The sequence below is a fragment of the Aquamicrobium aerolatum DSM 21857 genome, assembly GCF_900113935.1.
GTDB classification, from domain to species: domain Bacteria; phylum Pseudomonadota; class Alphaproteobacteria; order Rhizobiales; family Rhizobiaceae; genus Aerobium; species Aerobium aerolatum.
This window is the reverse complement of the sequence record NZ_FORF01000011.1, coordinates 89,472-114,230: the sequence shown is the minus strand read 5'-3', so window position 1 is coordinate 114,230 and position 24,759 is coordinate 89,472. Positions and strand designations below refer to the sequence as shown.

Annotated in this window: 24 protein-coding genes; 10 read left to right on the top strand and 14 right to left on the bottom strand. The window is 61.8% G+C overall.

Annotated features, from left to right (window positions below; all coding sequences use genetic code 11):
• The first annotated feature begins 9 nt into the window (after window positions 1-9).
• The 3 genes from BMZ42_RS10815 (at window position 10) to BMZ42_RS10805 (ending at window position 3,598) form a co-directional block, all read left to right on the top strand.
• The gene (locus tag BMZ42_RS10815) at window positions 10-1,695 is read left to right on the top strand and encodes an alpha/beta hydrolase (protein ID WP_091522091.1); all 1,686 of its coding nucleotides are present in this window, start codon (window positions 10-12) and stop codon (window positions 1,693-1,695) included.
• Window positions 1,696-1,906: 211 nt separating this feature from the next.
• Window positions 1,907-2,566 carry a peroxiredoxin gene (locus BMZ42_RS10810; protein ID WP_091522088.1) on the top strand — a complete coding sequence of 220 codons (660 nt, stop codon included), beginning with the start codon at window positions 1,907-1,909 and terminating at the stop codon, window positions 2,564-2,566.
• Between the two features lie 165 nt (window positions 2,567-2,731).
• On the top strand, window positions 2,732-3,598 hold the full coding sequence (locus BMZ42_RS10805; RefSeq protein ID WP_175556696.1) for a D-alanyl-D-alanine carboxypeptidase family protein: 867 nt from the start codon (window positions 2,732-2,734) through the stop codon (window positions 3,596-3,598).
• A gap of 22 nt (window positions 3,599-3,620) precedes the next feature.
• Here BMZ42_RS10805 and BMZ42_RS10800 read toward each other — a convergent pair whose 3' ends face one another.
• Window positions 3,621-4,220 carry a glutathione S-transferase family protein gene (locus BMZ42_RS10800; protein ID WP_091522083.1) on the bottom strand — a complete coding sequence of 200 codons (600 nt, stop codon included), beginning with the start codon at window positions 4,218-4,220 and terminating at the stop codon, window positions 3,621-3,623.
• Between the two features lie 45 nt (window positions 4,221-4,265).
• Window positions 4,266-4,562, bottom strand: a complete 297-nt coding sequence (locus BMZ42_RS10795; protein ID WP_091522208.1) for a putative quinol monooxygenase — start codon at window positions 4,560-4,562, stop codon at window positions 4,266-4,268.
• A gap of 163 nt (window positions 4,563-4,725) precedes the next feature.
• Between BMZ42_RS10795 and BMZ42_RS10790 the strand changes: the two genes are divergently transcribed.
• A complete protein-coding gene (locus BMZ42_RS10790) occupies window positions 4,726-5,430 on the top strand; it encodes a glutathione binding-like protein (protein ID WP_091522080.1) in 705 nt (234 codons plus the stop codon).
• On the opposite strand, the gene BMZ42_RS10785 is transcribed toward BMZ42_RS10790, so the two are convergent.
• Genes BMZ42_RS10785 through BMZ42_RS10770 form a run of 4 tightly spaced genes read right to left on the bottom strand, consistent with a single transcriptional unit; the run spans window position 5,408 to window position 8,881 of the window.
• On the bottom strand, window positions 5,408-6,241 hold the full coding sequence (locus BMZ42_RS10785; protein WP_091522078.1) for a metal ABC transporter permease: 834 nt from the start codon (window positions 6,239-6,241) through the stop codon (window positions 5,408-5,410). The two genes, BMZ42_RS10790 and BMZ42_RS10785, sit on opposite strands and share 23 nt — an antisense overlap.
• Window positions 6,238-7,059 (bottom strand): metal ABC transporter permease, encoded by an 822-nt coding sequence (locus tag BMZ42_RS10780; protein WP_091522206.1) that lies wholly within the window; start codon window positions 7,057-7,059, stop codon window positions 6,238-6,240. Before BMZ42_RS10780 ends, BMZ42_RS10785 begins: the two co-directional genes overlap by 4 nt.
• A 32-nt stretch (window positions 7,060-7,091) precedes the next feature.
• Window positions 7,092-8,000 carry a manganese/iron ABC transporter ATP-binding protein gene (locus tag BMZ42_RS10775; protein WP_091522076.1) on the bottom strand — a complete coding sequence of 303 codons (909 nt, stop codon included), beginning with the start codon at window positions 7,998-8,000 and terminating at the stop codon, window positions 7,092-7,094.
• Window positions 7,997-8,881, bottom strand: coding sequence for a metal ABC transporter substrate-binding protein (locus BMZ42_RS10770; protein ID WP_091522074.1), 885 nt, complete (start codon window positions 8,879-8,881; stop codon window positions 7,997-7,999). The genes BMZ42_RS10775 and BMZ42_RS10770 overlap by 4 nt, the downstream gene beginning before the upstream one ends.
• Before the next feature lie 210 nt (window positions 8,882-9,091).
• Here BMZ42_RS10770 and BMZ42_RS10765 point away from each other — a divergent pair, with 210 nt between their 5' ends.
• Together BMZ42_RS10765 and BMZ42_RS10760 are read left to right on the top strand one after the other, a co-directional pair.
• Window positions 9,092-9,523, top strand: coding sequence for a Fur family transcriptional regulator (locus BMZ42_RS10765; RefSeq protein WP_091522072.1), 432 nt, complete (start codon window positions 9,092-9,094; stop codon window positions 9,521-9,523).
• Between the two features lie 88 nt (window positions 9,524-9,611).
• Entirely contained in the window at window positions 9,612-10,052 is a 441-nt protein-coding gene (locus BMZ42_RS10760) for an RrF2 family transcriptional regulator (protein WP_091522070.1), read from the top strand.
• Between the two features lie 58 nt (window positions 10,053-10,110).
• On the opposite strand, the gene BMZ42_RS18005 is transcribed toward BMZ42_RS10760, so the two are convergent.
• Together BMZ42_RS18005 and BMZ42_RS18000 are read right to left on the bottom strand one after the other, a co-directional pair.
• A complete protein-coding gene (locus BMZ42_RS18005; protein WP_175556694.1) occupies window positions 10,111-10,269 on the bottom strand; it encodes a hypothetical protein in 159 nt (52 codons plus the stop codon).
• A 140-nt stretch (window positions 10,270-10,409) separates the two neighbouring features.
• Complete coding sequence (locus BMZ42_RS18000) at window positions 10,410-10,568, bottom strand: hypothetical protein (protein WP_175556693.1); 159 nt, start codon at window positions 10,566-10,568, stop codon at window positions 10,410-10,412.
• 248 nt (window positions 10,569-10,816) lie between these two features.
• Between BMZ42_RS18000 and BMZ42_RS10755 the strand changes: the two genes are divergently transcribed.
• The gene (locus tag BMZ42_RS10755; protein ID WP_091522067.1) at window positions 10,817-11,914 is read left to right on the top strand and encodes an acyltransferase family protein; all 1,098 of its coding nucleotides are present in this window, start codon (window positions 10,817-10,819) and stop codon (window positions 11,912-11,914) included.
• 54 nt (window positions 11,915-11,968) lie between these two features.
• Here the strand turns inward: BMZ42_RS10755 and BMZ42_RS10750 are convergent, their stop codons facing one another.
• Entirely contained in the window at window positions 11,969-12,586 is a 618-nt protein-coding gene (locus BMZ42_RS10750; RefSeq protein WP_091522204.1) for a ribonuclease D, read from the bottom strand.
• 17 nt (window positions 12,587-12,603) lie between these two features.
• Complete coding sequence (locus BMZ42_RS10745) at window positions 12,604-13,989, bottom strand: M20/M25/M40 family metallo-hydrolase (protein WP_091522066.1); 1,386 nt, start codon at window positions 13,987-13,989, stop codon at window positions 12,604-12,606.
• Between the two features lie 464 nt (window positions 13,990-14,453).
• Between BMZ42_RS10745 and polA the strand changes: the two genes are divergently transcribed.
• Together polA and BMZ42_RS10735 are read left to right on the top strand one after the other, a co-directional pair.
• On the top strand, window positions 14,454-17,393 hold the full coding sequence (gene polA / locus BMZ42_RS10740) for a DNA polymerase I (RefSeq protein ID WP_091522201.1): 2,940 nt from the start codon (window positions 14,454-14,456) through the stop codon (window positions 17,391-17,393).
• Between the two features lie 125 nt (window positions 17,394-17,518).
• A complete protein-coding gene (locus tag BMZ42_RS10735) occupies window positions 17,519-18,961 on the top strand; it encodes a methyl-accepting chemotaxis protein (protein WP_091522063.1) in 1,443 nt (480 codons plus the stop codon).
• 10 nt (window positions 18,962-18,971) lie between these two features.
• Here BMZ42_RS10735 and rpe read toward each other — a convergent pair whose 3' ends face one another.
• From rpe to gndA, 4 genes are all read right to left on the bottom strand, one after another.
• Window positions 18,972-19,658 (bottom strand): ribulose-phosphate 3-epimerase, encoded by a 687-nt coding sequence (rpe, locus tag BMZ42_RS10730; protein WP_091522061.1) that lies wholly within the window; start codon window positions 19,656-19,658, stop codon window positions 18,972-18,974.
• 95 nt (window positions 19,659-19,753) lie between these two features.
• Window positions 19,754-20,821: a sugar phosphate isomerase/epimerase family protein gene (locus tag BMZ42_RS10725; protein WP_091522058.1), complete on the bottom strand. Its 1,068-nt coding sequence runs from the start codon at window positions 20,819-20,821 to the stop codon at window positions 19,754-19,756.
• A 46-nt stretch (window positions 20,822-20,867) separates the two neighbouring features.
• Window positions 20,868-21,914 carry an L-glyceraldehyde 3-phosphate reductase gene (gene mgrA / locus BMZ42_RS10720; protein WP_091522056.1) on the bottom strand — a complete coding sequence of 349 codons (1,047 nt, stop codon included), beginning with the start codon at window positions 21,912-21,914 and terminating at the stop codon, window positions 20,868-20,870.
• A 205-nt stretch (window positions 21,915-22,119) separates the two neighbouring features.
• Window positions 22,120-23,544, bottom strand: coding sequence for an NADP-dependent phosphogluconate dehydrogenase (gene gndA, locus BMZ42_RS10715; RefSeq protein WP_091522054.1), 1,425 nt, complete (start codon window positions 23,542-23,544; stop codon window positions 22,120-22,122).
• A gap of 194 nt (window positions 23,545-23,738) precedes the next feature.
• On the opposite strand from gndA, the gene BMZ42_RS10710 reads away from it, so the two are divergent.
• Window positions 23,739-24,425 carry a fumarylacetoacetate hydrolase family protein gene (locus BMZ42_RS10710; protein ID WP_091522051.1) on the top strand — a complete coding sequence of 229 codons (687 nt, stop codon included), beginning with the start codon at window positions 23,739-23,741 and terminating at the stop codon, window positions 24,423-24,425.
• Window positions 24,426-24,759: the final 334 nt, after the last annotated feature.

The following is a 24,759-nucleotide window of genomic DNA, read 5'->3' as shown; positions in this document are numbered from 1 at the left end:
GACGGTGCCATCGTGCAGACCTATCTCGTCAGGCTGAGCAAATCTCTCTGCACCATCGGCCTGCTTGTCGGCACGCTGTTTTTTGCCGCCTCGTTGACGCCCAGCCTCCTGCCGCGCAGCTTCCAGTTGCAGGGCGCCTTGTCGGGCTTTTCCTTTGCCTCCGGCTATCTGGTCGGCGTCTTCGCCCGCTGGGTCTGGCATTATCTCGAAATGCCCGCACCGTCGGCACGGGTCAGACGCTGGGCGCTCGGCATTGCATCTGCGTTCTGCGCCGCCGTCGTTCTGGTCGTGTTGTGGAAAGCCTCGGAGTGGCAGGATTCGGTCCGCCTCCTGATGGGGATGCAGCCGGTCGAAGGCAGCCGCCCGCTCGAAGTCGGGCTGATCGCCGCGCTGGTGTTTCTGGTCCTTCTCGGACTGGCGCGCCTGTTCAATTTCCTGTTTGACCACCTGTCTCTCTGGCTGCAAAAACACATCCCGCGCCGTGTCTCCAATGTCATCGGCATTGCCATTCTGGTCAGCCTGGTCTGGACTGCCGTCGACGGCATCCTGTTCCAGTCGGCGATCCGCGCCGCTGACCGCGCGTTCCAGAATCTCGATGCCCGCATCGAATCCAACATTGCGCGCCCGACCGATCCGATGAAGACCGGCAGCCCCGCTTCACTCCTCGATTGGGAAGCGTTGGGCCGCGCCGGGCGCGATTATGTCGCCACTGGGCCAAGTGCAACGGAAATTTCCGCCTTCACCGGCAAGCCGGCGCTGGAGCCGCTGCGCGTCTTCGCCGGGCTCAACTCCGCCCCCACAGCCAACGAGCGCGCTGCGCTGGCGCTGGAAGAACTCAAGCGCGTCGGCGCTTTCGAGCGTTCGGTTCTCGTGGTCGCCACCCCGACCGGCACCGGCTGGCTCGACCCCTCAGCCGTGGACACGCTGGAGTATCTCCATCATGGCGACGTCGCCACGGTGGCGGTGCAATATTCCTATCTCGCCAGCTGGCTCTCGCTGCTGATCGAGCCCGCCTATGGCGCGGAAACCGCCGAAGCGTTGTTCAATACGGTCTATCAGTATTGGACGAAATTGCCGCACGATCAGCGGCCGCGCCTCTATCTCTACGGCCTCAGCCTCGGCGCGCTCAACTCCAGCCGCTCAGTCGAGATCTACGACATGATCGGCGATCCGTTCCACGGCGCATTGTGGAGCGGCCCGCCCTTTTCGACCCAGGCATGGCGCTCGGCCACCGCGCGGCGCGAAGAGGGCTCGCCGGCATGGCTGCCACATTTCCGCGACGGCTCGGCGATCCGTTTCGCCAACCAGTTCGGCGGGGCGGCCTCGCGCACCGCCAGCTGGGGGCCGATGCGCATCGTCTATCTGCAATATGCCAGCGACCCGATCGTCTTCTTCGACCGCACCGCGCCCTATCGCGAACCGGCATGGATGGAATTTCCACGCGGTCCGGACGTCTCACCCTCACTGGTGTGGTTCCCGATCGTCAGCGTTTTGCAGCTGGGCCTCGACATGGCGCTGGCGACCACCACGCCGATGGGCCATGGCCACGTCTACGCGCCCGAACACCATGTCGAACCGTGGATCGAAGTCACGCAGCCACCGGCCTGGAGCGCCGCGGAACTCGCCGCCCTCAAGCAACATCTGCGCGCACGTCGCGAACTGCAGATTGCGAGCGGCTTGTCGAGTTCATCTTAGGCGCATCAGACTATTGTTCCACATCCTCGCATCAGCGTAGATTGAAGTTCTATTTCCGCCAGCCATATTAGATCGCAGGGAGAGGAAATATGCGGCCTCAGTACCTATATTGCAGAAAGTGCATCGCGATATTCCGGTGCCGCTCAATTTCAGGTCGCTGCTGCATCTTTTGAGGCAGGGCGACCCGGCGTCATACAGAAGGGAGAGCCAGATGGGCCTTCGCATCAACGATACAGCACCCGATTTCACCGCCGAAACCACGCAGGGCACGATCAATTTCCACGAATGGCTGGGCGACAGCTGGGGCGTGTTCGTCTCGCATCCTAAGAACTTCACCCCGGTCTGCACCACCGAACTTGGCACCATGGCCGGCCTCGCAGACGAATTCACCAAGCGCGGCGTCAAGCTGATCGGCATTTCCGTCGATCCGGTCGAAGATCATGCGCGCTGGAAGGACGACATCAGGACCGCCACCGGCTTCAGCGTCGACTATCCGCTGATCGGCGACAAAGATCTCAAGGTCGCCAAGCTCTATGACATGCTGCCTGCCGCTGCCGGCGATTCCTCGGAAGGCCGCACGCCTGCCGACAACGCCACCGTGCGCAATGTCTACGTCATCGGCCCCGACAAGAAGATCAAGCTGATGCTGACCTACCCGATGACCACGGGCCGCAACTTCGACGAGATCCTGCGCGCCATCGACTCGATCCAGCTGACCAGCAAGCATCAGGTGGCAACGCCTGCCAACTGGAAGCAGGGCGACGACGTCATCATCACCGCCGCCGTGTCCAACGAAGACGCGGTCAAGCGTTTCGGCTCCTACGAGACGATCCTGCCTTACCTGCGCAAGACCAAACAGCCAACGGCCTGATCCTTTTCGGCGCGGCGAAATTCCGTCGCGCCGCATCCTTTCCCCTTGCCGCGCCAGCAATGCCGGTCTACGGCTCGCCATTGCTGGCGGGATTGCGGCCGACAGGGCGCTGAGGCATCATCCGTCAGATTCGGGCGTGGTCGTCGGCTCAATCGGGGTGAATATTTGTTGGCCTTTTCTCGCATCGCCTCGCATGTCGCGCGCGGCCTCACGCTTGTCCTTGTGGCAGCTTTCCTGTCTGCCTGCTCGACCCAATCGGCGCTTGAATCAGTCGCGCCGCTGTCCTCCGACAAATATGCCGCCATCGTCGTCGACGCCAACACCGGCAAGGTCTTGTTCGACCGCAATTCGCGCGAATTACGCTATCCGGCGTCGCTGACCAAGATGATGACGCTGTACATGCTGTTCGAGGCGCTCGAAACCGGCCGCGTCGATCCGACGGCGCAACTGCCGGTCACCGCCTTTGCCGCCAGCAAACCGCCATCCAGACTTGGCCTGCGCCCCGGTCAGCATATCGATGTGCAGACCGCGATCCTGGCCCTGTGTGTCCGCTCTGCCAACGATGTCGCCACCGTCGTGGCCGAATATCTCGGCGACAGCGAAGCGCGTTTTGCCGAAATGATGACCGCCAAGGCGCGCCAGCTCGGCATGAATTCGACCACCTTCCGCAACGCCTCGGGCCTGCCCGACGCCGATCAGCGCACATCGGCGCGCGACATGGCGGTGCTGTCGACGGCTCTGCGCAAGCGCTTCCCGCAGCACTACCACTATTTCAGCAATCGCGAATTTTCCTATGCCGGCAAAATCATCCGCGGCCACAACGACCTGCTCGGGCGGGTTGACGGCGTCGACGGGCTGAAGACCGGCTACATCCGCGCCTCCGGCTTCAACCTGGCCACCTCCGCCGGGCGCGGCGGACGGCGCATCGTCGCCGTGGTGATGGGCGGCGAAACCGCACGTGCCCGCAACGCCCATATGGAAGAGCTGATCGAAATGTACCTGCCAAAGGCATCCCTCGCCGCCGCCAATTGAGACGGCGCGGGACTGGCAGCCTTTACGCGGCCTGCTCACGCGCCTTGGCGCGCGCCAGCGCCGGACGCGCGAGCACCCGGTCGAAATAGGCGTTCACACGCGGCGAATCGATCTCGAAGCGCGCGCCGCGCGCCCACTGGCCGCAATGGCCGAGAATCACGTCGGCAGCGGTAAACCGGTCGCCCATCGCAAACTCGCGATCACCGAGCCGCGCATCGAGCGAATGGATCTCACGCGTGAACTCGGCGCTTGTCCACGGGCCGACATCGACCCGCTCTTCTGCCGACAACAGCATGCGATGCTTCAGCTTGTTCCACAGCGGCGCTTCCAGTTCCGACTGGGCAAAGAACAGCCAGGCGTTGAGATGCGCGCGTTCGGCGAGGTTTTCCGCACCCATGCGTTTTTCCGGGTGCTTGTCGGCGAGATAGGCGCAGATCGCCGCTGAATCGGTCACGACCACACCGTCATCGTCCAGCACCGGCCCCTTGCCCGAGGCGCTGTAGCGCAGCATTTCCGGTGTGTGTTGCTTTGTCTTGACGATCTCATATTGCTGGCCGAGTTCTTCCAGCATCCAGGTGACGCGCGTCAGGCGCGAACCGGGCGACCCAATTGCCTTGCACATGTTCGATTCCCCCTATGCGTGGTTGCTGCCAAGGGCGCTTGCCCGTCAGTAATTCTCGACCTCGTCCGGATGCACGATCTCGATGTGTCGCTCGATCACATGCGGCTTGCTGGCTTCGCGCCAAGCCAACAGGTGTTCGGTCTTGGAATGCGCCGTCAGCGCCCCGCGTGTCTCCCATTTTTCCACGAACACCAGCTTTTCAGGGTCGATGACGCTCGAAAACAGCTCGTAAGAGATGCAGCCATCCTCCTTGCGCGTCGCTTCGATACAGGCGGCTGCGGGTTCGCGCAGCGCCTCCAGCGAACCTGGCCTGATGGTCAGCGTGGCAATCACATAGATCATGAACAATTCCTCCGATGCCGACACGCTAGAACATCGCACAGCGATGGGGAATCCTCATTTCATCCTGGTCCATCTGAAACCCAGCCTTGCAGATAAAACTCCGATAGCTATGTGAGAGACATAGCTTCCGGCCGCCTGCGCGGCCTTTTTCCTGCGAGGTAACATGACCGATCTGTCCGCTTTTGCGATCACCCAGCGCTGGCCCGCCGCCGATCCGGCAAAGTTGCAGCTCTATTACTTCCCCACCCCCAATGGCGTGAAAGTGTCGATCGCTCTGGAAGAAATCGGGCTGCCCTATGAGGCCCACAGCGTTCACATCGGCAAGGACGAGACCTGGACCGACGAGTTCCTGTCGCTGAACCCGAATGGCAAGATCCCGGCGATCCTCGATCCGGACGGTCCGGGCGGCAAGCCGCTGGCATTGTTCGAGTCCGGCGCGATCCTCGTCTATCTCGCCGAGAAGACCGGCAAGCTTCTGCCAGCCGACCCGGCGCGGCGGTTCGAGGCGATCCAGTGGGTGTTCTTCCAGATGGGAGGCATCGGCCCGATGTTCGGCCAGCTCGGCTTCTTCTACAAATTTGCCGGCAAGGAGATCGAGGACAAGCGCCCGCTCGAGCGCTACACCAAGGAGGCGACCCGTCTTCTCGGCGTGCTCGAAAAGCGCCTGGAAGGGCGTCAGTTCATCATGGACGACGACTACACCATCGCCGACATCGCCATCTTCCCGTGGGTGCGCACCGCGCGCGTGTTCTACGAGGCGGACGAATTGCTGGGCTTCAAGAACTTTCCGAACGTCCTGGCATGGCTCGAGCGCTGCATGGAGCGCCCGGCCAGCCAGGTTGGCCTCAACGTTCCGCCGCGAGGCTGAGGCTGCGCGTCTTGGTCCACAGCAACGCGCCGATGAAAAGCACTGCCATCAGGACGACGATTGTCGGCGCGGGTGCACTGTCGATGAAGAACGACAGATAGACCCCGACAAAGGCGCTGACGGTGGCGATCGCCGCCGACAGCGCCAGCATCGCTTCAAAGCGGCGGGTCAGCAGAAAGGCGATCGCTCCCGGTGCGATCAGCAGCGCGATGGCAAGGATAATCCCCACCGCCGTCAGCGCGCCGACAATCGTCAGCGACAGGGTAGCCAGCAGTCCATAGTGGAGAAAGCGTACCGGCAGGCCGATGGCGCGCGCATGCTGCGCGTCGAACGCTGCCAGCAGCAGGTCGCGCCGCAGCAGGAGCACGAACCCCGCCGCCATCAGCGCGATCAGACCGGTCTGGGCGACATCACCCCAGGTCACCCCCAGCATATCGCCGAACAGTACATGCAGCAGGTGCAGATCACTCTCGATCATCGAGAACAGCACGATGCCAAGTCCGAACATGCCGGAAAACACGACGCCCATCACCGTGTCTTCCTTGACGCGGCTGTTCTCCTTCAGATAGCCGACGGCGAGCGCACAGAACATGCCGGCGACAAACGCCCCCGCCGCCAGCGGCAGGCCGATCAGATAGGCCAGCACCACGCCGGGCAGCACCGCATGGCTGATGGCGTCACCCATCAGCGACCAGCCCTTGAGCACCAGGAACGGCGACAACAGCCCCATTGGCAGCGCCACCAGCATGGCGATGACGAAGGCCTGCTGCATGAACGCAAACTGGAATGGCAAGGTCAGCGTGTCGATCATGACGCAATCTCCAGCGCCTTGCGCGCCTGCCTTCGGGCGGCCAGCATCCCGTGCTTGGGCGCAAACACAAAGGCCGCCAGGAAGATCAGCGTCTGCAACACCACGATGATGCCGCCGGTCGCGCCGTTGATGAAATAGCTGGCATAAGCGCCGATGAAGCTCGTCACCGTGCCGATCGCGACGGAAACGATGATCAGGCGCGGAAACCGGTCGGTCAGAAGATAGGCGGTCGCGCCGGGCGTTACCACCAGCGCGATCACCAGAAACGCTCCCACCGTCTGCAACGCCGCAACCGTCGATGCCGACAACAGGGTGAAGAACAGCACGCGCAGGAAGTTCGGGTTGAGGCCGATGGTGCGCGCATGATTCTCGTCAAAGAACACCACCATCAGATCCTTCCATTTGACGATCAGGATCGCCAGCGACACCCCGGCGATGATCACCAGTTGCAGCGTGTCCGAAGGGGTCACCGCAAGGATGTTGCCCAGCACGATGGTCTGGATGTTCACCGACACGGGCGACAACGAGATCATGAACAGGCCGAGGCCGAAAAAGGAGGTGAAGATCAGGCCGATCACGGTATCTTCGCGCAGCTTCGTCTGCTGGCTCAAAAACAGCATCGCAGCTGCCGCCAGCCCGCCGGAAAAGAAAGCGCCGATCGCAAATGGCAGGCCGAGCATATAGGCACCGGCCACGCCGGGGACGATCGCGTGGGACAGCGCATCGCCGATCAGCGACCAGCCTTTGAGCATCAGATAGGCCGACAGGAAAGCACAGACCGCCCCGACCAGCGCGGACACCCACATGGCGTTGACCATGTAGCCATAGGAGAAAGGTTCCAGCAGCAGCGTCACTGCCTGTTCTCCTCTTGCCCGGCAGGCCCGCTCGTCGAATGCGGCTTGTCGCCATAAAGCACGAACGGACGTTCGTCGTCGGAGATGACGGTCACCTCGCGCCCATCGGCGTCGTCGTGCAGATCTGTGCCGCCGAGCACAAAATGGCGCAGCACACCGCCAAACGCCTTTTCAAGGTTTTCACGGGTGAAAGTGTCTGCTGTCAGGCCCGATGCCAGCACCGTGCGGTTGAGAAGCACCGCCCGGTCGCAAAACTCCGGCACGGAGCCCAGATTATGGGTCGAGACCAGCATCACCCGCCCCTCTTCGCGCAACTGACCCAAAAGCGTGATGATCGCTTCTTCGGTTTTCACGTCAACGCCGGTGAAGGGTTCGTCGAGAAGGATGACCTGTCCTTCCTGCGCCAGCGCTCGCGCCAGGAACACGCGCTTTTTCTGCCCGCCCGAAAGCTCGCCGATCTGGCGCTTGCGAAAGTCGCTCATATTGACCCGCGCCAGCGCTTCATCGACCATTTCGCGATCACGCCGTGCCGGCATGCGCAGGAAGTTCATGTGGCCATACCGGCCCATCATCACCACGTCTTCGACGAGGATCGGGAAGTTCCAGTCGACCTCCTCGGCCTGCGGCACATAGGCGACCAGATTGCGCTTCAGCGCCTGTGCGGCCGGCTGACCGAGGATCGACACCGAGCCGCGCGCCAAAGGCACGAAGCCCATGATCGACTTGAACAATGTCGATTTGCCCGAACCGTTGACGCCGACCAGCGCGGTGATCGTACCACGCGGGATCGAGAACGAGGCATCATGCAGCGCGGTGTTACCACTGCGATAGGTCGCGGTAACGTTGCGCACGTCCAGACCTGCACCCTCGGCGGCAACGGTCGGCTTGGTATCTGCCTGATTCATTTTGCAAGCCCGGCAGCGATGGTTTCGGTCGTCACCCGCAACAGGTCGAGATAGGTAGGCACCGGTCCGGTCTCATCGGAAAGCGAATCGACATAGAGCACGCCGCCATATTGCGATCCGGTCTCCCGCGCCACCTGTTGCGCCGGGTCGGCCGACACCGTGCTTTCACTGAACACGGCGGGGATCTTATATTCACGCACCAGGTCGATCACTTTCTTGATCTGTTGCGGCGTTCCTTGCGCGTCGGCATTGATCGGCCACAGATAGAGTTCCTTCAGCCCGAAATCGCGAGCGAGATAGGAGAATGCGCCTTCGCTGGTCACCAGCCAGCGATGTTGCTCCGGAATCGCACCCAGACGCTCGCGGATCGGTGCGGCGGTCGCTTCGATCTGCGCTTGGTAGGCCTTGGCATTGGCTGCATAGATCTCGGCGTTGGCGGGGTCGCGCTCGGCAAAGGCAGCGCGGATATTCTCGACATAGATCAGCGCGTTGGCGGGCGACATCCAGGCATGCGGGTTCGGCTTGCCGCTATAGGGGCCTTCTGAAATGCCCATCGGCTCCACCCCCTCGGTGACGACCACACTTGGAACGTCGCGCAGATTGCGGAAGAAGCGCTCGAACCACAGCTCCAGGTTAAGGCCGTTATAGAGCACCAGATCGGCATCCTGCGCGCGCAACAGATCGCCCGGTGTCGGCGAATATTCGTGGATCTCGGCATTGGGCCTTGTGATCGATTCGACGTCCGCCGCATCACCGGCAACGTTGCGGGCAATATCGGCGATCACGGTGAATGTCGTCACCACCTTCATCTTCTCGGCGGCAGCGGCGGGCAACAGTCCGGCGCACAACGCAATCGCGGCAATCAACGAACGAACAAGCATGAAAACTCCGGGGCAGGAAATATCAAAATCATCAACGGTACAGCCTGTCTATCGTTGCGTCGCCTCGCTGTCAATGCAGTTGCAAATCATTTGCAACTGCATCTGCGATCTGTCTTTTGGCCGTCTTGCGCCAGAGAAGGTTCTGGATCATCGACATGAGGAGCCCACCCTGCTTTGCATCGCAGCGCGTGCTGACGCATAGTCGACCCCATGAACGAGCCAGAGATTCACACTACCGATTACGAGGCAGCCTTGCGTGAGGCAGGGGTGCGCATCACCCGTCCGCGCCGCGTCATCCTCGGCATTCTGGCCGATATGGGCGACCACCCGGACGCGATGGAGATCTTCCAACGCGCCGTCGCCATCGACAGCGGCATCTCCCTGTCGACGGTCTACCGCACGATGAAACTGCTTGAAGGGATCGGCGCGATCCACCGTCACGCCTTTGCCGGCGGGCCATCACGGTTCGAGCCCGCCGTCGGCGAGCATCATGATCATCTCATCGACATCGACACCGGCGACGTCATCGAGTTCCAGTCCGACAAGATCGAGGAACTCCAGAACGAGATCGCGCACCGTCTCGGCTACGAGATCGTGCACCACCGGTTCGAAATCTACGGACGCAAACGCAAGAAGCGCTGAAGCGCCTTTTTAACGCCTCTGCCGCATGATCGGTTCGGGCGTGCGATCTCATGCATTCATCGGACTACGCAGAAGGCGTCGGGCAAATATGCTGACCAGAAAAGGCAAATACGGGCTCAAAGCGCTGATCCATCTGTCGCACCTGCCGCAGGGACAGCTTGCTCTGGTCAACGATATCGCCACCACCAACAGCATCCCGAAAAAATTCCTCGACGCGATTCTCGGCGAATTGCGCAATGCCGGGTTCGTGCAGAGCCGCAAGGGCAAGGATGGCGGCTATCGTCTTGCGCGCCATCCCGATGAGATCTGGATCGGCGACGTGGTACGCGTTCTTGACGGTCCGCTGGCGCCGATCTCCTGCGCCAGCGCCACGCGCTATGAGCGCTGCCACGATTGCGACGAAGCCAGCTGCCAGGTCCGCCGGATGATGATGGATGTGCGCCGCGCCATCGCCGAGATCCTCGACCATCGCAGTCTGGCCCAGATGCGCGATGCAAAAGAAAGCGATCTTTCGCTCCCGTCGGGATAGATCAGCCGGCGCAAAGAGCGCCTGTTCTGGTCAGAGGCACCGCCTGCCCGTCATCCGTTCAGGCAAGAACCCCGAATACCACCGCGATCATGAAGCCGACCGACAAGGTGAAGACGAGATAGGTCAGCGCGCTTGCTGGCGCCGGTGCGGAAACCGCTGCTTTGGCGCTGTTGCGCAACTGCTGGCGGCTTGCTCTGTTAGTGTCAGAATACGACATCGAATTCTCCGTCCATCTCCTTAGTCTATAAAATCTGTAGACTTTGTCGATCACGAATTTCATTGCCGACGAATATTTCTATGTGCGACCCCGTCCACACGTCGCGCTGCACCACCCAAAACAGCCCTTGCGTCGGCTCCTCACCAATGCGCGTGCATCAGCCAATAATAAGCTTCCTCGCGGGAAAAGCGCTGGGCCGCCTCGTCCGGCGTTGTCGCGCGCGTGATCTCTTCCGGCTGGTGCGGCGCAAACACCCATTCCAGAAAATTGGAAAAGCGGGTCACCATTTTCTGCATCATGACGCCTCCTTTCAGTACGTGGCGCAGCAGTTCTGTGCCGCTGAAACCAGTATGAACGGGGCCGGGCCGCAATCAATGCCGTCAAATAGATCGCTTTTCCAAAGTCATCTTGACCCGCGCAACGTCTTTGCGAGGATCGACCCTGCGATGACAATTGCGTGATCGGTGTCGATTTAACGGTTCTGTCGGCTTCTTCTGCCAGTATCGGATTCAGATAAGCGACTGCAGGGCGATTTGGGGATCTGCCGATGACGAATACGCGTACACGCGTCGACTGGGTCGACACGGCCAAGGGGATCTGCATCATCTTCGTGGTGATGATGCATTCGACGCTTGGCGTCGGCAACGCAATGGACGGCGAAGGCTTCATGCACACGGTCGTGTCGTTTGCACGCCCGTTCCGCATGCCTGACTTCTTCCTCATCTCCGGCCTGTTTTTGGGCCTGGTGATCGACCGCCCGTGGCTGCGTTATCTCGATCGCAAGGTTGTCCATTTCGTCTATTTCTACGTGCTCTGGCTCACCATCCAGTTCGTGTTCAAATCACCTGCAACAGCGCTTGAAGAAGGCGTCGGCGCGGTGGTGCGGGATTATCTCTGGGCCTATATCCAGCCCTTCGGCACGCTGTGGTTCGTCTATCTCTTGCCGCTGTTCTTCATCCTGACACGTCTGATGAAGAACCTGCCGGTCTGGCTGGTGCTGGGTGGCGCAGCGGTTCTGGAAATCCTGCCGGTCCACACCGGCTGGCTGGTGATCGACGAATTCTGCGCCCGGTTCGTCTATTTCTACGCCGGTTATGCGCTTGCCAGCCGTATCTTCGATTTCGCCGAATGGGCCAGCGCCAACCGTGGCAAGACGCTGGCACTGCTCGCCGTCTGGGCGCTGGTCAATGCGCTGTTCGTGTTCACGCCGGCGCCAGCCTCGCTGCAATATCTGCTCGATGCCGACGCCATCGGCCGCTACAGCCAGGGCATCGCCGCTTTGCCGCTCGTGTCGCTGGCGCTGGGCGTTGCCGGCGCGATGGCAATCGTGCTGGTGTCGACTTTGGTCACCAGCCTGCCATGGACCGGCTGGCTGACCTGGCTCGGCCTCCATTCCATCGTGATCTATCTGGCCTTCTTCGTACCGATGGCGGTCAGCCGTGTCGTGCTGATCAAGTCCGGCCTGATCAGTGACATTGGCGTTGTGTCGCTGCTGGTCACCATGGCCGCCGTCGCCGGACCGGCGATCCTCTATCTGCTGATCCAGTGGACCGGCTATGGCCGCTTCCTGTTCGAACGGCCCGACTGGGCCTATCTCGACCGGCCACCGGCCAAAGCCCAGCTCGCCGGCACCGCCGCCGAATGAAAAAAGGCCCGGAGCATGCAAGCTCCGGGCCTTTTCGATAGCATCGCGAACCCATCACGAATGGGCAAAGATGTCCTGTTCGTCCCAGCCCATCAGATCGAGCTTGGCCCGCGTCGGCAGGAACTCGAAGCACTTTTGCGCTTCCTGCGCGCGTCCGTCCCGCGCGAGTCGCTCGTTGAGCTTGTCGCGCAGCTGATGCAGGTAAAGAACATCGGATGCGGCATATTCGAGTTGCTCCGGGCTCAGCGTCTCTGCGGCCCAGTCCGAAGATTGCTGCTGCTTGGAAATGCTGACCCCGATCAGCTCGTTGCACAGATCCTTCAGCCCGTGGCGGTCCGTATAGGTGCGCACCAGCCGTGAGGCGATCTTGGTGCAATAGACCGGCTGCTGCGTGACGCCGAAGGCGTGATACAACACCGCCAGATCGAAGCGACCGAAATGGTACAGCTTGGTGATGGCCGGGTTTTCCAGCAGAGCCACCAGGTTCGGCGCCTGCTTCTGGCCGGCAGCAATCTGAATGACGTCCGCCGTGCCGTCGCCGGGCGAAATCTGCACCACGCACAACCGGTCACGCAGCGGGTTGAGCCCGAGCGTCTCGGTGTCGATTGCCACCGTATCGACATCGTAGTTGGACAGGTCAGGCAGGTCGCCCTTGTGGAAACGGATTGTCATCGGATTGCCCTTCGCACTCATGCCGTCAGCGCGGCAAGAATGCGCGCCCAGCTTCTCTGTCCCTTGTGGAACGAATTGAGGTCGTATTTCTCGTTTGGCGAGTGAATGCAATCGTCCGCCAGCGCAAAGCCGACCAGAAGCGATTCCATGCCAAGGAAAGTACGGAAATCGCCAACAATCGGGATCGAGCCGCCGCTGCCCGTGAGCACAGCCGGCTTGTCCCACTCATCCGACAACGCCGCCTTGGCCTTGGTAATGACAGGCGAATCATAGGCCAGCTGGATCGCCGGCGAGCCGCCATGGCGCAGGAACTCGACCGAGCAATCGCCCGGAATACGTTCCTCGACAAATTTGCGGAACGCGGCGCGGATCTTGTCCGGATCCTGCTTGTGCACCAGCCGGAACGACACTTTCGCCGACGCTTCCGCCGCAATCACGGTTTTGAAACCCTTGCCGGTATAGCCGCCATTGATGCCGTTGAACTCTGCCGTCGGGCGCGCCCACACCAGCTCCAGCAGGGAGCGGCCCTTTTCACCCGACAATTCGGACAAGCCGATCGGCCCGAGAAAACCCTCGACCGTCTGGCCGAGCGCATCCCAGGACTGCTTGATCTGCGACGGCGTTTCCTCGACCCCGTCGTAAAAGCCCGGAATGGTGACGCGGCCCGTGTCGTCATGCACCGCGCCGAGAATCTTCGTCAGGATACGGATCGGGTTGGCTGCTGCCCCGCCATACATGCCCGAATGCAGGTCGCGGTTTGCCGCCTTGATTGTGATTTCCTCGCCGACCAGCCCGCGCAGCGAGGTGTCGATCGATGGCGTCGTGCGGTCCCACATGCCGGTGTCGCAGACCAGCGCGAAATCGGCCTTCAGCTCATCCGCATTGGCTTCAAGGAACGGCTTCAGCGACGGCGAGCCGGATTCTTCCTCGCCCTCGAACAAAAGCGTGATCTTGCACGGCAGCGAGCCATGCACCTGTTTCCACGCCCGGCAGGCCTCGACGAACAGCATGAGCTGTCCCTTGTCGTCCGACGCGCCACGCCCGAAAATCACCTTGCGGCCCGGCTCGACTTCCTTGAGGCTCGGGGCGAACGGATCGTCGGTCCACAATTCCAGCGGGTCGACCGGCTGAACGTCGTAATGGCCATAAAACAAGACATGCGGTGATCCCTCCGGCCCGTCATGATGCGCCACCACCATCGGATGCCCGCTCGTGTCGCGCACGCTGGCCTCGAACCCGATCGAGGTCAGGTCATCCACCAGCCACTGCGCCGCATTCCGGCACTGACCGGCATAGGCCGGGTCGGTCGAAATCGACTGAATCCGCAGCAACGCAAACAAACGCTCCAGACTTGCGTCGAGATTGGCATCGATTTGATCAAGAACAGGAGAAACAACAGACATCAGCTAGCCTTTCGATGATTTGCCGTGACCCTATCGCCGCCGATTGGCTGCGGAAAGCCCCCAGCCGCCATTCAGCCGCTGGCAGCATCAACAATCTTTTCGGCCAGCGTGAGCCTGCACGCCGTCGAAGCTGAATATTCAATGTGGGGAACGAGCCGTGCGGCAGGCAAAAAAGAGCCGCTGTGGCGGAGGGGGATACCACAGCGGCCTTTACTCAAACAATTGCGGGAGCCCGGAGAGGGGGATGAGGCTCCCGCTGTGTCCGGTGAGGCGGGGGACGAGCCTTGGACCGGACTCGGCTATAATTGCCGATACATCAGAATTTGGTGTGTGAAAGTGGCGTTTCAAGGGCTCTCAACATTACCATTCTGTAACATCGTCGTGATGCCCTTGCATGGCAGGAACTCACTGCAAAGCCGCGCTTAGAGATGGACAGAAATGACCCCGCGCGCTACCCCTGCCGCATGAAAAATGGCGATCATCTCTTCCTCGTTGACGGCTCGGGCTACATCTTCCGCGCCTATCACGCCCTCCCGCCGCTGACGCGCAAGAGCGACGGCCTGCCGGTCGGTGCCGTTGCCGGCTTCTGCAACATGCTGTGGAAGCTGATGCAGAATGCGCGCGACACCGATGTCGGCGAGCCCCCGACCCATTTCGCGGTGATCTTCGACTATTCGTCGCAGACCTTCCGCAAGGATCTTTATCCCGAATACAAGGCCAACCGTTCGGCCCCGCCCGAGGATCTGATCCCGCAATTCGGGCTGATCCGCGAGGCGACCCGCGCCTTCGACCTGCCTTGCATCGAGATGGAAGGCTATGAAGCCGACGACATCATCGCCACCTATGCGCGCCTTGCCACGGAGGCTGGCGGCGAGACGACCATCATTTCCTCGGACAAGGATCTGATGCAGCTCGTCAATGGTTCGGTGTCGCTTTACGACCCGATGAAGGACAAGGAGATCAACGTCCCCGAAGTCATCGAGAAATGGGGCGTGCCGCCGGAGAAAATGATCGACCTGCAGGCGCTGATGGGCGACTCGGTCGACAACATTCCGGGCGTTCCGGGCATCGGCCAGAAGACCGCCGCCCAGCTTCTGGAGGAATATGGCGACCTCGACACGCTGCTCGCCCGCGCCTCCGAGATCAAGCAGAACAAGCGCCGCGAAACGCTGATCGAAAACCGCGACAAGGCGCTTCTGTCGCGCGAGCTGGTGCGCCTGAAGAACGACATCGTCGACATCGACCCGCTCGACACGATGACGCTCCAGCCGCCGAACGGGCCAAAGCTGATCTCCTTCCTCAAGGCGATGGAGTTCACCACGCTGACGCGCCGCGTCGCCGACGTCACCGGTACCGACGCCGCGCAGATCGAGGCAGCCCATGTCGCCGTGGCTTCTGTCGCTGAAGCCCATGGCCCGGACCTCGACGTTGCTCCGTCTGCTTCAGCACCCGACGCGGCAGCCGCCAGCGCACCAGCGCAAAATGCGCCCGGCGTGATGACGCCGGCCGACCTTGTCGCGTTCCGCAAGACCGAGGCGCGCGCAAGCGCCATCGATCCCGCCGCCGCTATCGCCATCCGCGACATCGCCACCTTGCGCGCATGGATCGCCGCCGCGCGCGACACCGGCCTGGTTGCTTTCAACACCCAGACCACCTCGCTCGATCCGATGCGCGCCGAGCTTGCCGGTTTCTCGCTGGCGCTTGAGCCAGGCAAGGCGGCCTATGTGCCGCTGGCGCACAAATCGGGCGCTGGCGATCTTCTGGGCGGCGGGACCGTCGAAGGTCAGATCCCCGTGCGCGAGGCTTTGGCGGAGCTGCGCACGCTTCTGGAAGACCGCGCCGTCCTCAAGATCGCGCAGGACCTGAAGTTCGACCTCGTCGTCATGCAGCGCCATGGCATCGACATTGCCCCGTTCGACGACACGATGCTGATGTCCTATGCGCTCGACGCCGGCATGGCCGCCAGCCACAGCATCGATTCTCTGGCGCAGCGCTGGCTCGACTACACGCCGATGACGCTGAAGGATGTCTGCGGCTCGGGCAAGAGCGCGGTCAGCTTCGACATGGTCGAGATCGACAAAGCCACCGCCTATGGCGCCGAAGACGCCGAGATCGTCCTGCGCCTGTGGCGGGTGTTCAAGCCGCGTCTCGCGCAAGACGGCCTCGTTTCGGTCTATGAGCGCCTTGAGCGTCCGCTGACGCCAGTGCTTGCCCGCATGGAACAGCGCGGCATCTCGATTGACCGGCAGATCCTCAGCCGTCTTTCCGGTGATCTGGCGCAAGGCGCGGCAGCGCTCGAAGACGAGATCCAGACGCTTGCGGGCGAGAAGTTCAATGTCGGCTCACCCAAGCAGCTGGGCGAAATTCTGTTCGACAAGCTCGGCATTCCGGGCGGCACCAAGACCAAGACCGGCCAATGGGCAACCTCGGCCCAGATCCTTGAGGAACTGGCCGCCGAAGGGCACGAAATGCCGCGCAAGATTGTCGACTGGCGCCAGCTGACCAAGCTGAAATCGACCTATACCGACGCGCTGCCCGGTTTTATCAACCCGCAGACCCATCGGGTCCACACTTCCTATGCGATGGCTGCGACGACGACCGGCCGCCTGTCCTCATCCGATCCGAACCTGCAGAACATTCCTGTTCGCACCGCTGAAGGGCGCAAGATCCGCACCGCCTTCATCGCCGAGCCGGGCAATCTGCTGATTTCGGCCGACTACAGCCAGATCGAGCTGCGCGTGCTCGCTCACATCGCCGACATTCCGCAATTGCGTCAGGCCTTTGCCGACGGCATCGACATCCACACGATGACAGCGTCGGAAATGTTCGGCGTGCCGCTCGAAAACATGCCCGGCGAAGTGCGCCGCCGCGCCAAGGCGATCAATTTCGGCATCATCTATGGCATTTCGGCCTTCGGCCTTGCCAACCAGCTGTCGATCCCGCGCGAGGAAGCCGGCGCCTACATCAAGAAGTATTTCGAGCGCTTCCCCGGCATCCGCGATTATATGGAAGCCACCAAGGCGGCGGCGCGCGAGAACGGCTATGTCGAGACGATCTTTGGCCGCTGCGTCAACTATCCCGAAATCCGCGCCTCCAACCCGTCGATCCGCGCTTTCAACGAGCGCGCCGCGATCAATGCGCCGATTCAGGGTTCAGCCGCCGACATCATCCGCCGTGCCATGACGCGGATCGAAGATGCGCTGCAAAGCGCTGGCCTGACGCAGACGCAGATGCTGCTGCAGGTTCACGACGAACTGATCTTCGAAGCGCCGGAATTGGAAGTGGAAGCCGCGATCCCGGTGATCCGCACCGTCATGGAAAACGCGGCCATGCCCGCCGTTGCCATGAAGGTTCCGCTGCATGTCGATGCGCGCGCTGCAAGAAACTGGGACGAAGCGCACTAGCAATATTTCAGCAAGATGCAGGGAAATCCTTGGCTCGACTGCAGCTGCGAAGACTATTTTAGTTAACGCGAAATTAAGCTGATGCATCAATTCTCTCCCCCCAAGATCCGTGGGGGGAGAACCGGATGAACATTGTACCGCTGCGCGCCGTCGCCGAAGACGACGCTCCACACCATCATGATGTCGACATGAGCGCGATCGGGGAACGCGCCAGCAGACTCGGCATCGAGATCGCCGATATTGTCGGCATCATTGACGATCTCGGCCATCTTGGCCGCAACCAGATCGAGACCTTGCGCGACGTCGTGCGTTCGGCACGCGAGACCGGCGAGGCAAATTCGCGCCTTGCCGCGTCCATGGAAGAAGTGGGCACTTCCGCCTCGCAGACGCGTTCGATCCTGTCGGCAAGCGCTGATGCGGTGGCCGGAACGCTCGATGATGCGGTCAGCAACATGCGCTCGCTCAGCGACGGCGTGATGGGATTTTCCGCGGCGCTGGATCGCGTCACCGAAACCATCAAGCTGGTGAGCGATGTCAGCGCATCGATCAACGAAATCGCTCGCGAAACCCAGCTGGTCGCCATCAACGCCTCGATCGAAGCGGCGCGGCTTGGCACGGCCGGCAAGGGCTTTGCCGTCATCGGCACCGCGATCAAGGCGCTCGCCGACCAGATTGGCAGTGCCGCCAAGCGCAATGAATCAAGTCTCGTCGCACTGCAGGGCACATTGACCGAGCTCAGCGCCACGGCTCAGACCAACGTGTCGACCGCCGAGGCGGCGATCGAGGCCTCCGCACGCGCCAGTGAATCCACCCGCACGATCCAGTCGCTGGTCACGACCGTCGAGCATCTCGCCGACAATATCGACCAGATGGCAGACCCGGTGCGCAAGAATATCGAGGCCAGCGACAAGGTTCGCGAACACCTCCATTCCATTGTCCGCATGACGAAGGAATCCGACGCCAAGCTTGCTTCCGCCGCCGAGCGATCACAGGCCATCCTCGACATCTCGGAGGATTTCATCCTCTTCATTGCCAGTTCCGACATCGAGACCCCGGACACGCCACTGATTGAAATGTGCAAGGCGCGGTCTGCCGAAATCTCGGCGATCTTCGAAGCTGCGGTCGACGCGGGCCGGATCGGCATGAGCGAGCTGTTCGATGAAAATTATCGCCCGGTGCCGGGCTCGAACCCGCAGCAGGTGCTGACCCGCTTCACGGCCTTCACCGACGCCTGCCTGCCGCCCGTTCAGGAGCCGGTGCTGGACATGAATTCGCGCGTCGTATTCTGCGTGTCGATCGACCGCAACGGCTATATTCCAACGCATAATCTGGTCTATTCGCAGCCGCAGGGCGACGATCCGGCGTGGAACCTTGCCCATTGCCGCAACCGGCGCATGTTCACCGACCGCACCGGCCTTGGTGCCGGGCGCAACACCCGCCCCTTCCTGCTGCAGACCTATCGGCGCGACATGGGCGGCGGCAATTTCATGCTGATGAAGGACGTGTCGGCGCCGATCTACGTCAAAGGCCGCCACTGGGGCGGCCTTCGGATCGGCTATTCGGTCTGACGCGCGTCGATCAGACAGCGCTGCCGGTGGCAAGATCGGCAGCGTTGCGGATCGCCGTGATGTTCCTGGCATAGGCCTCGGTCGAGCCGCCCTTGAACACCGCCGAGCCTGCAACCAGCACGTTGGCGCCTGCTGCGGCGACCAACGGCGCGGTTTCCGGCGTCACACCGCCGTCAATCTGGATGTCGATCGGACGGTCGCCGATCATCGCCTTGACCCGGCGCACCTTCTCGACCACCGACGGAATGAAGGCCTGGCCGCCAAAGCCGGGATTGACCGTCATCAAGAGCACCAGATCGAGCCGGTCGAGCACATATTCGATCACCGATTCCGGCGTCGACGGGTTGAGCGACACGCCCGCCTTCTTGCCCAGCGCACGGATCGCCTGCAGCGAGCGGTCGAGATGCGGGCCGGCTTCGGCATGCACCGTGATGATGTCACAGCCAGCATCGGCGAATGCCGCCAGATACGGATCGGCAGGCGTGATCATCAGATGGCAGTCGAAGATCTTGTCGGTGCGGCCCCGGATCGACTTGATGATCTGCGGCCCGAAGGTGATGTTCGGCACGAAATGTCCGTCCATCACGTCGAGATGGATCCAGTCGGCGCCAGCGGCAACCACCGCCTCCACTTCCTCGCCAAGTCGCGAGAAATCGGCAGACAGCACGGATGGAGCGATGAGTGTCGGAGAAGTCATGGCGCAGCCTCGTTGATCTCAGCGCCCCCTAACCCGTGCGCGCCGCAAAGTCGAGTGTTTCGACACAGCGGCAGCACTTGTCCGGTCGTCATCGGTCAGGCGATTCCCATCATCCTGCGCAACGCCGCGCGATCCGTGCTGCCACCGGCAAAGTCGTCAAACGCCTTGTCAGTCACCTGAATGATGTGGGCATCGATGAACGGTGCGCCCTCCGCGGCCCCCTGCTCCGGGTGCTTCAGACAGCATTCCCATTCCAGCACCGCCCAGCGGTCGTAGCCATACTGCGCCAGCTTGGAAAAGATGCCGGAAAAATCGACCTGCCCATCGCCCAGCGAACGGAAGCGACCCGCGCGCTCGGTCCAGCCCTGATAGCCGGAATAAACGCCCTGCCTGCCGGTCGGGTTGAACTCGGCGTCCTTGACGTGAAACGCCGAAATCCGTTCATGATAGATGTCGATGAAGGCAAGATAGTCGAGCTGCTGCAACAGGAAGTGCGACGGATCGTAATTGATCATGCAGCGCTTGTGCCCGCCGACCGCGTCGAGGAACATCTCGAAGGTCGCGCCATCGAAAACGTCTTCGCCGGGATGGATTTCAAAGCCGAGATCGCAGCCGCACTCTTCATAGATTTCGAGGATCGGCTTCCAGCGTCGGCCAAGCTCGGCGAAGGCCTCTTCTACCAGCCCTGCCGGGCGCTGCGGCCACGGATAAAGATAGGGAAACGCCAGCGCGCCGGTAAAGCCGACCGCCCCTGGCAGTGCGAGATTGCGTGAGGCGCGCGCCACCTTCTTGACCTGATCGACCGCCCATTCCTGCCGTGCCTTGGGGTTGCCGTGCAGATGCGCCGGGGCGAAGGCATCGAACTGCGCGTCATAGGCCGGATGCACTGCCACCAGCTGCCCCTGCAAATGGCATGACAGTTCAGTGATCTCGACGCCCGCCTCAGCGCACACGCCCTTGATCTCGTCGCAATAATCCTTCGACTCTGCCGCCCGCTCGAGATCGAACAGCTTCGGCTCGCCGCTGGGCAACTGGATGCCCTTGTAGCCGTGCCCTGCCGCCCAGGCCGCGATCGACGGCAGCGAGTTGAACGGTTCCTGATCGCCGACAAACTGGGCCAGGAAAATTCCCGGCCCCTTCATGGTCGCTGGCGCAGTGGTCATGTGATGTGTTCCTCCCAAAACATCCTCACCCGTGAAGGCCGCGCTGTTACTTGCGCGGCGGTCCGGGCCGTTCGGCAGATGCCGCCCACAGATTGATCCCGGCATCCTTGGCATAGGTGTCGATTTCCGCCAGCTCCGCCTCGGTGAAATCAAGGTTCTTCAGCGCCGCAACGCAATCATCGATCTGCTCGGGGCGGCTCGCCCCGATCAGCGCCGTCGTCACCCGTCCGCCGCGCAGCACCCAGGCCAGCGCCATCTGCGCCAGCGTCTGGCCGCGGCTTTTGGCGATGTCATTGAGGGCTGAAATCTTGCCGAGATTTTCGGCGTTGATATGGGTCGGGCGCAGTGACTTGCCCTGTCCGGCGCGCGCGCCTTCGGGGATGCCACCAAGATATTTGTCGGTCAGCATGCCCTGCGCCAGCGGCGAGAACACGATCGAGCCAATGCCCAGATTGTCCAGCGTGTCGAGCAGGCCGTCTTCCTCGACCCAGCGATTGAGCATTGAATAGGACGGCTGGTGGATCAGGCAGGGCGTGCCCAGCTGCTTGAGAATTTCGGCAGCCTCGCGGGTGCGCTTCGAATTGTAGGACGACAGCCCGACATAAAGCGCCTTGCCCGAGCGCACCGCCTGATCGAGCGCCATCATCGTCTCTTCCAGCGGCGTTTCGGGATCGAAACGATGCGAATAGAAGATGTCGACATAGTCGACGCCGAGCCGCTTGAGGCTTTGGTCGAGCGAGGCGAGCAGATATTTGCGGCTCCCCCATTCGCCATACGGCCCCGGCCACATGTCGTAGCCGGCCTTCGACGAAATGATCAGCTGGTCGCGATAACCGGCAAAGTCGGTGCGCAAGATCTCGCCGAACGCTTCTTCGGCAGAGCCGGGCGGTGGGCCATAATTGTTGGCAAGATCGAAATGGGTGATGCCGAGGTCGAAGGCGCGGCGGCACAGATCGCGCTTGAGCTGGTGCGGCCGGTCATGGCCGAAATTGTGCCACAGGCCCAGCGAGATCGCCGGCAGTTTCAATCCGGAGCGCCCGCACCGGTTGTACCGCATCGTCTCGTAGCGGTCGTCCGCAGGATGCCAGCTCATACCATATCCTTTCACGCCATCAGCATTCAGGAGCGAACATAGCGCAGGAGAGGTGGCTGCGGGAATAGGGGAAGAAGGGAGTAAGGGAATAGGTAATGGGCAGGCGCAGCAACAGTTTATCGCGCGCTACCATCCTCATCCTGAGGTGCGCGCGTCAGCGAGCCTCGAAGGACGCACCCCCAAGACCCGCAAATCGTTCAGCCCGTCAGGAAACCAGCGCCCACGGCCCGTGGAAATCTTCGCCTTCCCGGTCGATGCGCTCAAACCCATGGGCGCCAAAGAAGTCGCGTTGCGCCTGGATCAGGTTAGCGGTGCCGCGCGCCTGACGGAACGAGTCGAAATAACCGAGCGCCGCCGACAATGCCGGCACCGGCAGCCCGCCGAGCGCCGCATGCGCCACGATGCGCCGCAAGGAGGGCTGTGCTTCCTGCATCATGCCGACGAAATCCTTGATCAGCAGCAGGTTTTCTGCCTCCGCATCGGCTTCGAACGACTGGGCCAGGGTGCCGAGGAACTGCGAACGGATGATGCAGCCAGCGCGCCAGATGCGCGCGATCGTCGGCATTGGCAGGTTCCATTTGAACTCCGCCGAGGCTTCTCCCATCACGGCGAAACCTTGCGCATAGGCTGCTATTTTGCCGGCAAACAATGCCAGCTCCAGATCGTCGATAAAGGCGGCGTCAGGTGTCGTCGCGTCCGGCTTGTTGGGCTTGCCATAGGCTGCCGAGGCTGCGCGCCGCAGCGTCTTTTCCGCCGAAAGGCTGCGTGCTGCCACCGCCGATTCGATCGCCGTTGCCGGCACGCCCATCATTTGCGCTTCGATCGCCGACCAGCGTCCGGTGCCCTTCTGCCCGGCTCGATCGAGAATCACATCCACGATCGGACGCATCGTGTCCGCGTCCTGGGTCTTCAACACTTCAGCAGTGATTTCCACCAGATAGGAATTGAGCCGGCCTTCGTTCCACTTGGCAAAAAGTGCACCGATGTCGCCCGCTTCCATGCCGAATCCGTCACGCAGGATGCCGTAGATCTCAGCGATCATCTGCATGTCGGCATATTCGATGCCGTTGTGGATCGTCTTGACGAAGTGGCCCGCGCCACCCTCGCCGAGCCAGGCGCAACACGGCTCGCCCTCGAAGCGCGCGGCAATCGAGGTCAGAATCTTTTCGACCCGCTGATAGGCTTCCTGCTTGCCGCCGACCATGATCGAGGGGCCGTGGCGCGCGCCCTCCTCGCCGCCGGAAACGCCCATGCCGATGAAGGTGAGGCCCGATCCCGCCATTTCCTCAAAACGGCGGATCGTGTCGCGAAAATTGGCGTTGCCAGCGTCGATGATGATGTCGTCCTTCGACAGCAGCCCGCGCAGCGCGGCGATCTGCTCGTCCACCGCCTTGCCGGCCTGCACCATCAGAATGATCGGGCGCGGCGGCTTGATCTGCGCAACCAGCTCTTCCAGCGTTGAGCAGGGAACGACATTTTCACGCAGGCCATGGGCGTTTTCGAAAAAAGCGCCGGTGCGCGATGTCGTGCGATTATAGACGGCGACCGGGTAGCCCTTCTCGGCAATGTTCAGGGCAAGGTTCGAGCCCATGACACCGAGCCCGATGAGGCCTATTTCCGCTTTTGACATGGATCGTTCCTCCGCATGCAACTCTGGCAGGTGCCTTGAATGATGCTCTCCTGCACAAGACCGCGTCAACAACCTCCCTCGCATGGCAGCCATGCAGCCGGGCTGCCCCGGATTTTCGGCCCGGCTGCGGCCCCCTTGCGCGCGCCGCGAAAACGCGTCCAATTGGCTATCGACAGGCTTACAGGAAAAGTTTCATGGACTACGTTTTTGCCCCGCCTCCGGTTCCATCCGTCGCGACAGCCGGCTCCACATCCCGATTCCCGGTGCGACGCATCTTCTGTGTCGGGCGCAACTATGCCGCCCACGCACATGAGATGGGCGGCGATCCGAACCGCGAGCCGCCGTTTTTCTTTACCAAGCCGGCTGATGCGCTGGTCGACGACGGCGCCACGATCCCCTACCCGCCGGACACGGATGACCTTCATCATGAAGCAGAACTGGTCGTTGCCATCGGGCGCGGTGGTGCTGATATCCATGCCGCCGACGCGCTTGCCCATGTCTGGGGCTACGCCATTGGCAACGATCTGACACGGCGCGACCGCCAGGCCGAAGCCAAGAAGGCGGGGCGGCCATGGGATTGGGGCAAGGGTTTTGACAATTCCGCCATTTGCGGCCCGGTCATCCCCGTCGCAACCATTGGCCATCCTTCACAGGGCTTCATCCGCCTCTCGGTCAATGGCAGCCTGCGCCAGAGCGGCGATCTTTCGGAATTGATCTGGTCGGTGCCGGAAATCATCGCGATCTTGTCGGCCTCGATCCGCCTTCAGCCAGGCGACCTCGTCTATACCGGCACGCCTGCCGGGGTCGGCGCGCTGGAGCGCGGCGATGTCTGCGTCGTCGAGATCGAAAATCTCGGCGCATTGACGACGACGATTGCCTGAAGCTTCATCGCAAACCGGTACAGCAATTTGTAAGGAAAGCCGCATCTGCCGGCTATAGGGTGCAGAAATGATAAGACCCGCTGCGGGAGGAGGTGCAGCGGGTCTAATCTGCAATGCGGCAAGGGAGGAGGTTCGCCGCATTCGATACCGACGTTCTGGGAGGAGGTAGAACGTCAGTGACTGCTTCCTACCCAGACGGGCCGATTCGGACAACCAACATTCCTGCATGCCTGCCATGCAATTTATCGATATTTTGTCGGCTTATGCCAGAAGGCCTTGCACGCCGCGCGGAAAGGCGCGCCATACGGCACAATTCATGGTTCTGGCGGATCAA

Excerpts from the sequence above, each read along its gene's own strand:
- BMZ42_RS10810 (WP_091522088.1), top strand. The coding sequence starts at position 1,907 with ATGGGCCTTCGCATCAACGATACAGCACCCGATTTCACCGCCGAAACC.
- BMZ42_RS10800 (WP_091522083.1), bottom strand. The coding sequence starts at position 4,220 with ATGTGCAAGGCAATTGGGTCGCCCGGTTCGCGCCTGACGCGCGTCACC.
- BMZ42_RS10795 (WP_091522208.1), bottom strand. The coding sequence starts at position 4,562 with ATGATCTATGTGATTGCCACGCTGACCATCAGGCCAGGTTCGCTGGAG.
- BMZ42_RS10790 (WP_091522080.1), top strand. The coding sequence starts at position 4,726 with ATGACCGATCTGTCCGCTTTTGCGATCACCCAGCGCTGGCCCGCCGCC.
- BMZ42_RS10785 (WP_091522078.1), bottom strand. The coding sequence starts at position 6,241 with ATGATCGACACGCTGACCTTGCCATTCCAGTTTGCGTTCATGCAGCAG.
- BMZ42_RS10780 (WP_091522206.1), bottom strand. The coding sequence starts at position 7,059 with ATGGTCAACGCCATGTGGGTGTCCGCGCTGGTCGGGGCGGTCTGTGCT.
- BMZ42_RS10775 (WP_091522076.1), bottom strand. The coding sequence starts at position 8,000 with ATGAATCAGGCAGATACCAAGCCGACCGTTGCCGCCGAGGGTGCAGGT.
- BMZ42_RS10770 (WP_091522074.1), bottom strand. The coding sequence starts at position 8,881 with ATGCTTGTTCGTTCGTTGATTGCCGCGATTGCGTTGTGCGCCGGACTG.
- BMZ42_RS10765 (WP_091522072.1), top strand. The coding sequence starts at position 9,092 with ATGAACGAGCCAGAGATTCACACTACCGATTACGAGGCAGCCTTGCGT.
- BMZ42_RS10760 (WP_091522070.1), top strand. The coding sequence starts at position 9,612 with ATGCTGACCAGAAAAGGCAAATACGGGCTCAAAGCGCTGATCCATCTG.
- BMZ42_RS18005 (WP_175556694.1), bottom strand. The coding sequence starts at position 10,269 with ATGTCGTATTCTGACACTAACAGAGCAAGCCGCCAGCAGTTGCGCAAC.
- BMZ42_RS18000 (WP_175556693.1), bottom strand. The coding sequence starts at position 10,568 with ATGATGCAGAAAATGGTGACCCGCTTTTCCAATTTTCTGGAATGGGTG.
- BMZ42_RS10755 (WP_091522067.1), top strand. The coding sequence starts at position 10,817 with ATGACGAATACGCGTACACGCGTCGACTGGGTCGACACGGCCAAGGGG.
- BMZ42_RS10750 (WP_091522204.1), bottom strand. The coding sequence starts at position 12,586 with ATGACAATCCGTTTCCACAAGGGCGACCTGCCTGACCTGTCCAACTAC.
- BMZ42_RS10745 (WP_091522066.1), bottom strand. The coding sequence starts at position 13,989 with ATGTCTGTTGTTTCTCCTGTTCTTGATCAAATCGATGCCAATCTCGAC.
- polA (WP_091522201.1), top strand. The coding sequence starts at position 14,454 with ATGAAAAATGGCGATCATCTCTTCCTCGTTGACGGCTCGGGCTACATC.
- BMZ42_RS10735 (WP_091522063.1), top strand. The coding sequence starts at position 17,519 with ATGAACATTGTACCGCTGCGCGCCGTCGCCGAAGACGACGCTCCACAC.
- rpe (WP_091522061.1), bottom strand. The coding sequence starts at position 19,658 with ATGACTTCTCCGACACTCATCGCTCCATCCGTGCTGTCTGCCGATTTC.
- BMZ42_RS10725 (WP_091522058.1), bottom strand. The coding sequence starts at position 20,821 with ATGACCACTGCGCCAGCGACCATGAAGGGGCCGGGAATTTTCCTGGCC.
- mgrA (WP_091522056.1), bottom strand. The coding sequence starts at position 21,914 with ATGAGCTGGCATCCTGCGGACGACCGCTACGAGACGATGCGGTACAAC.
- gndA (WP_091522054.1), bottom strand. The coding sequence starts at position 23,544 with ATGTCAAAAGCGGAAATAGGCCTCATCGGGCTCGGTGTCATGGGCTCG.
- BMZ42_RS10710 (WP_091522051.1), top strand. The coding sequence starts at position 23,739 with ATGGACTACGTTTTTGCCCCGCCTCCGGTTCCATCCGTCGCGACAGCC.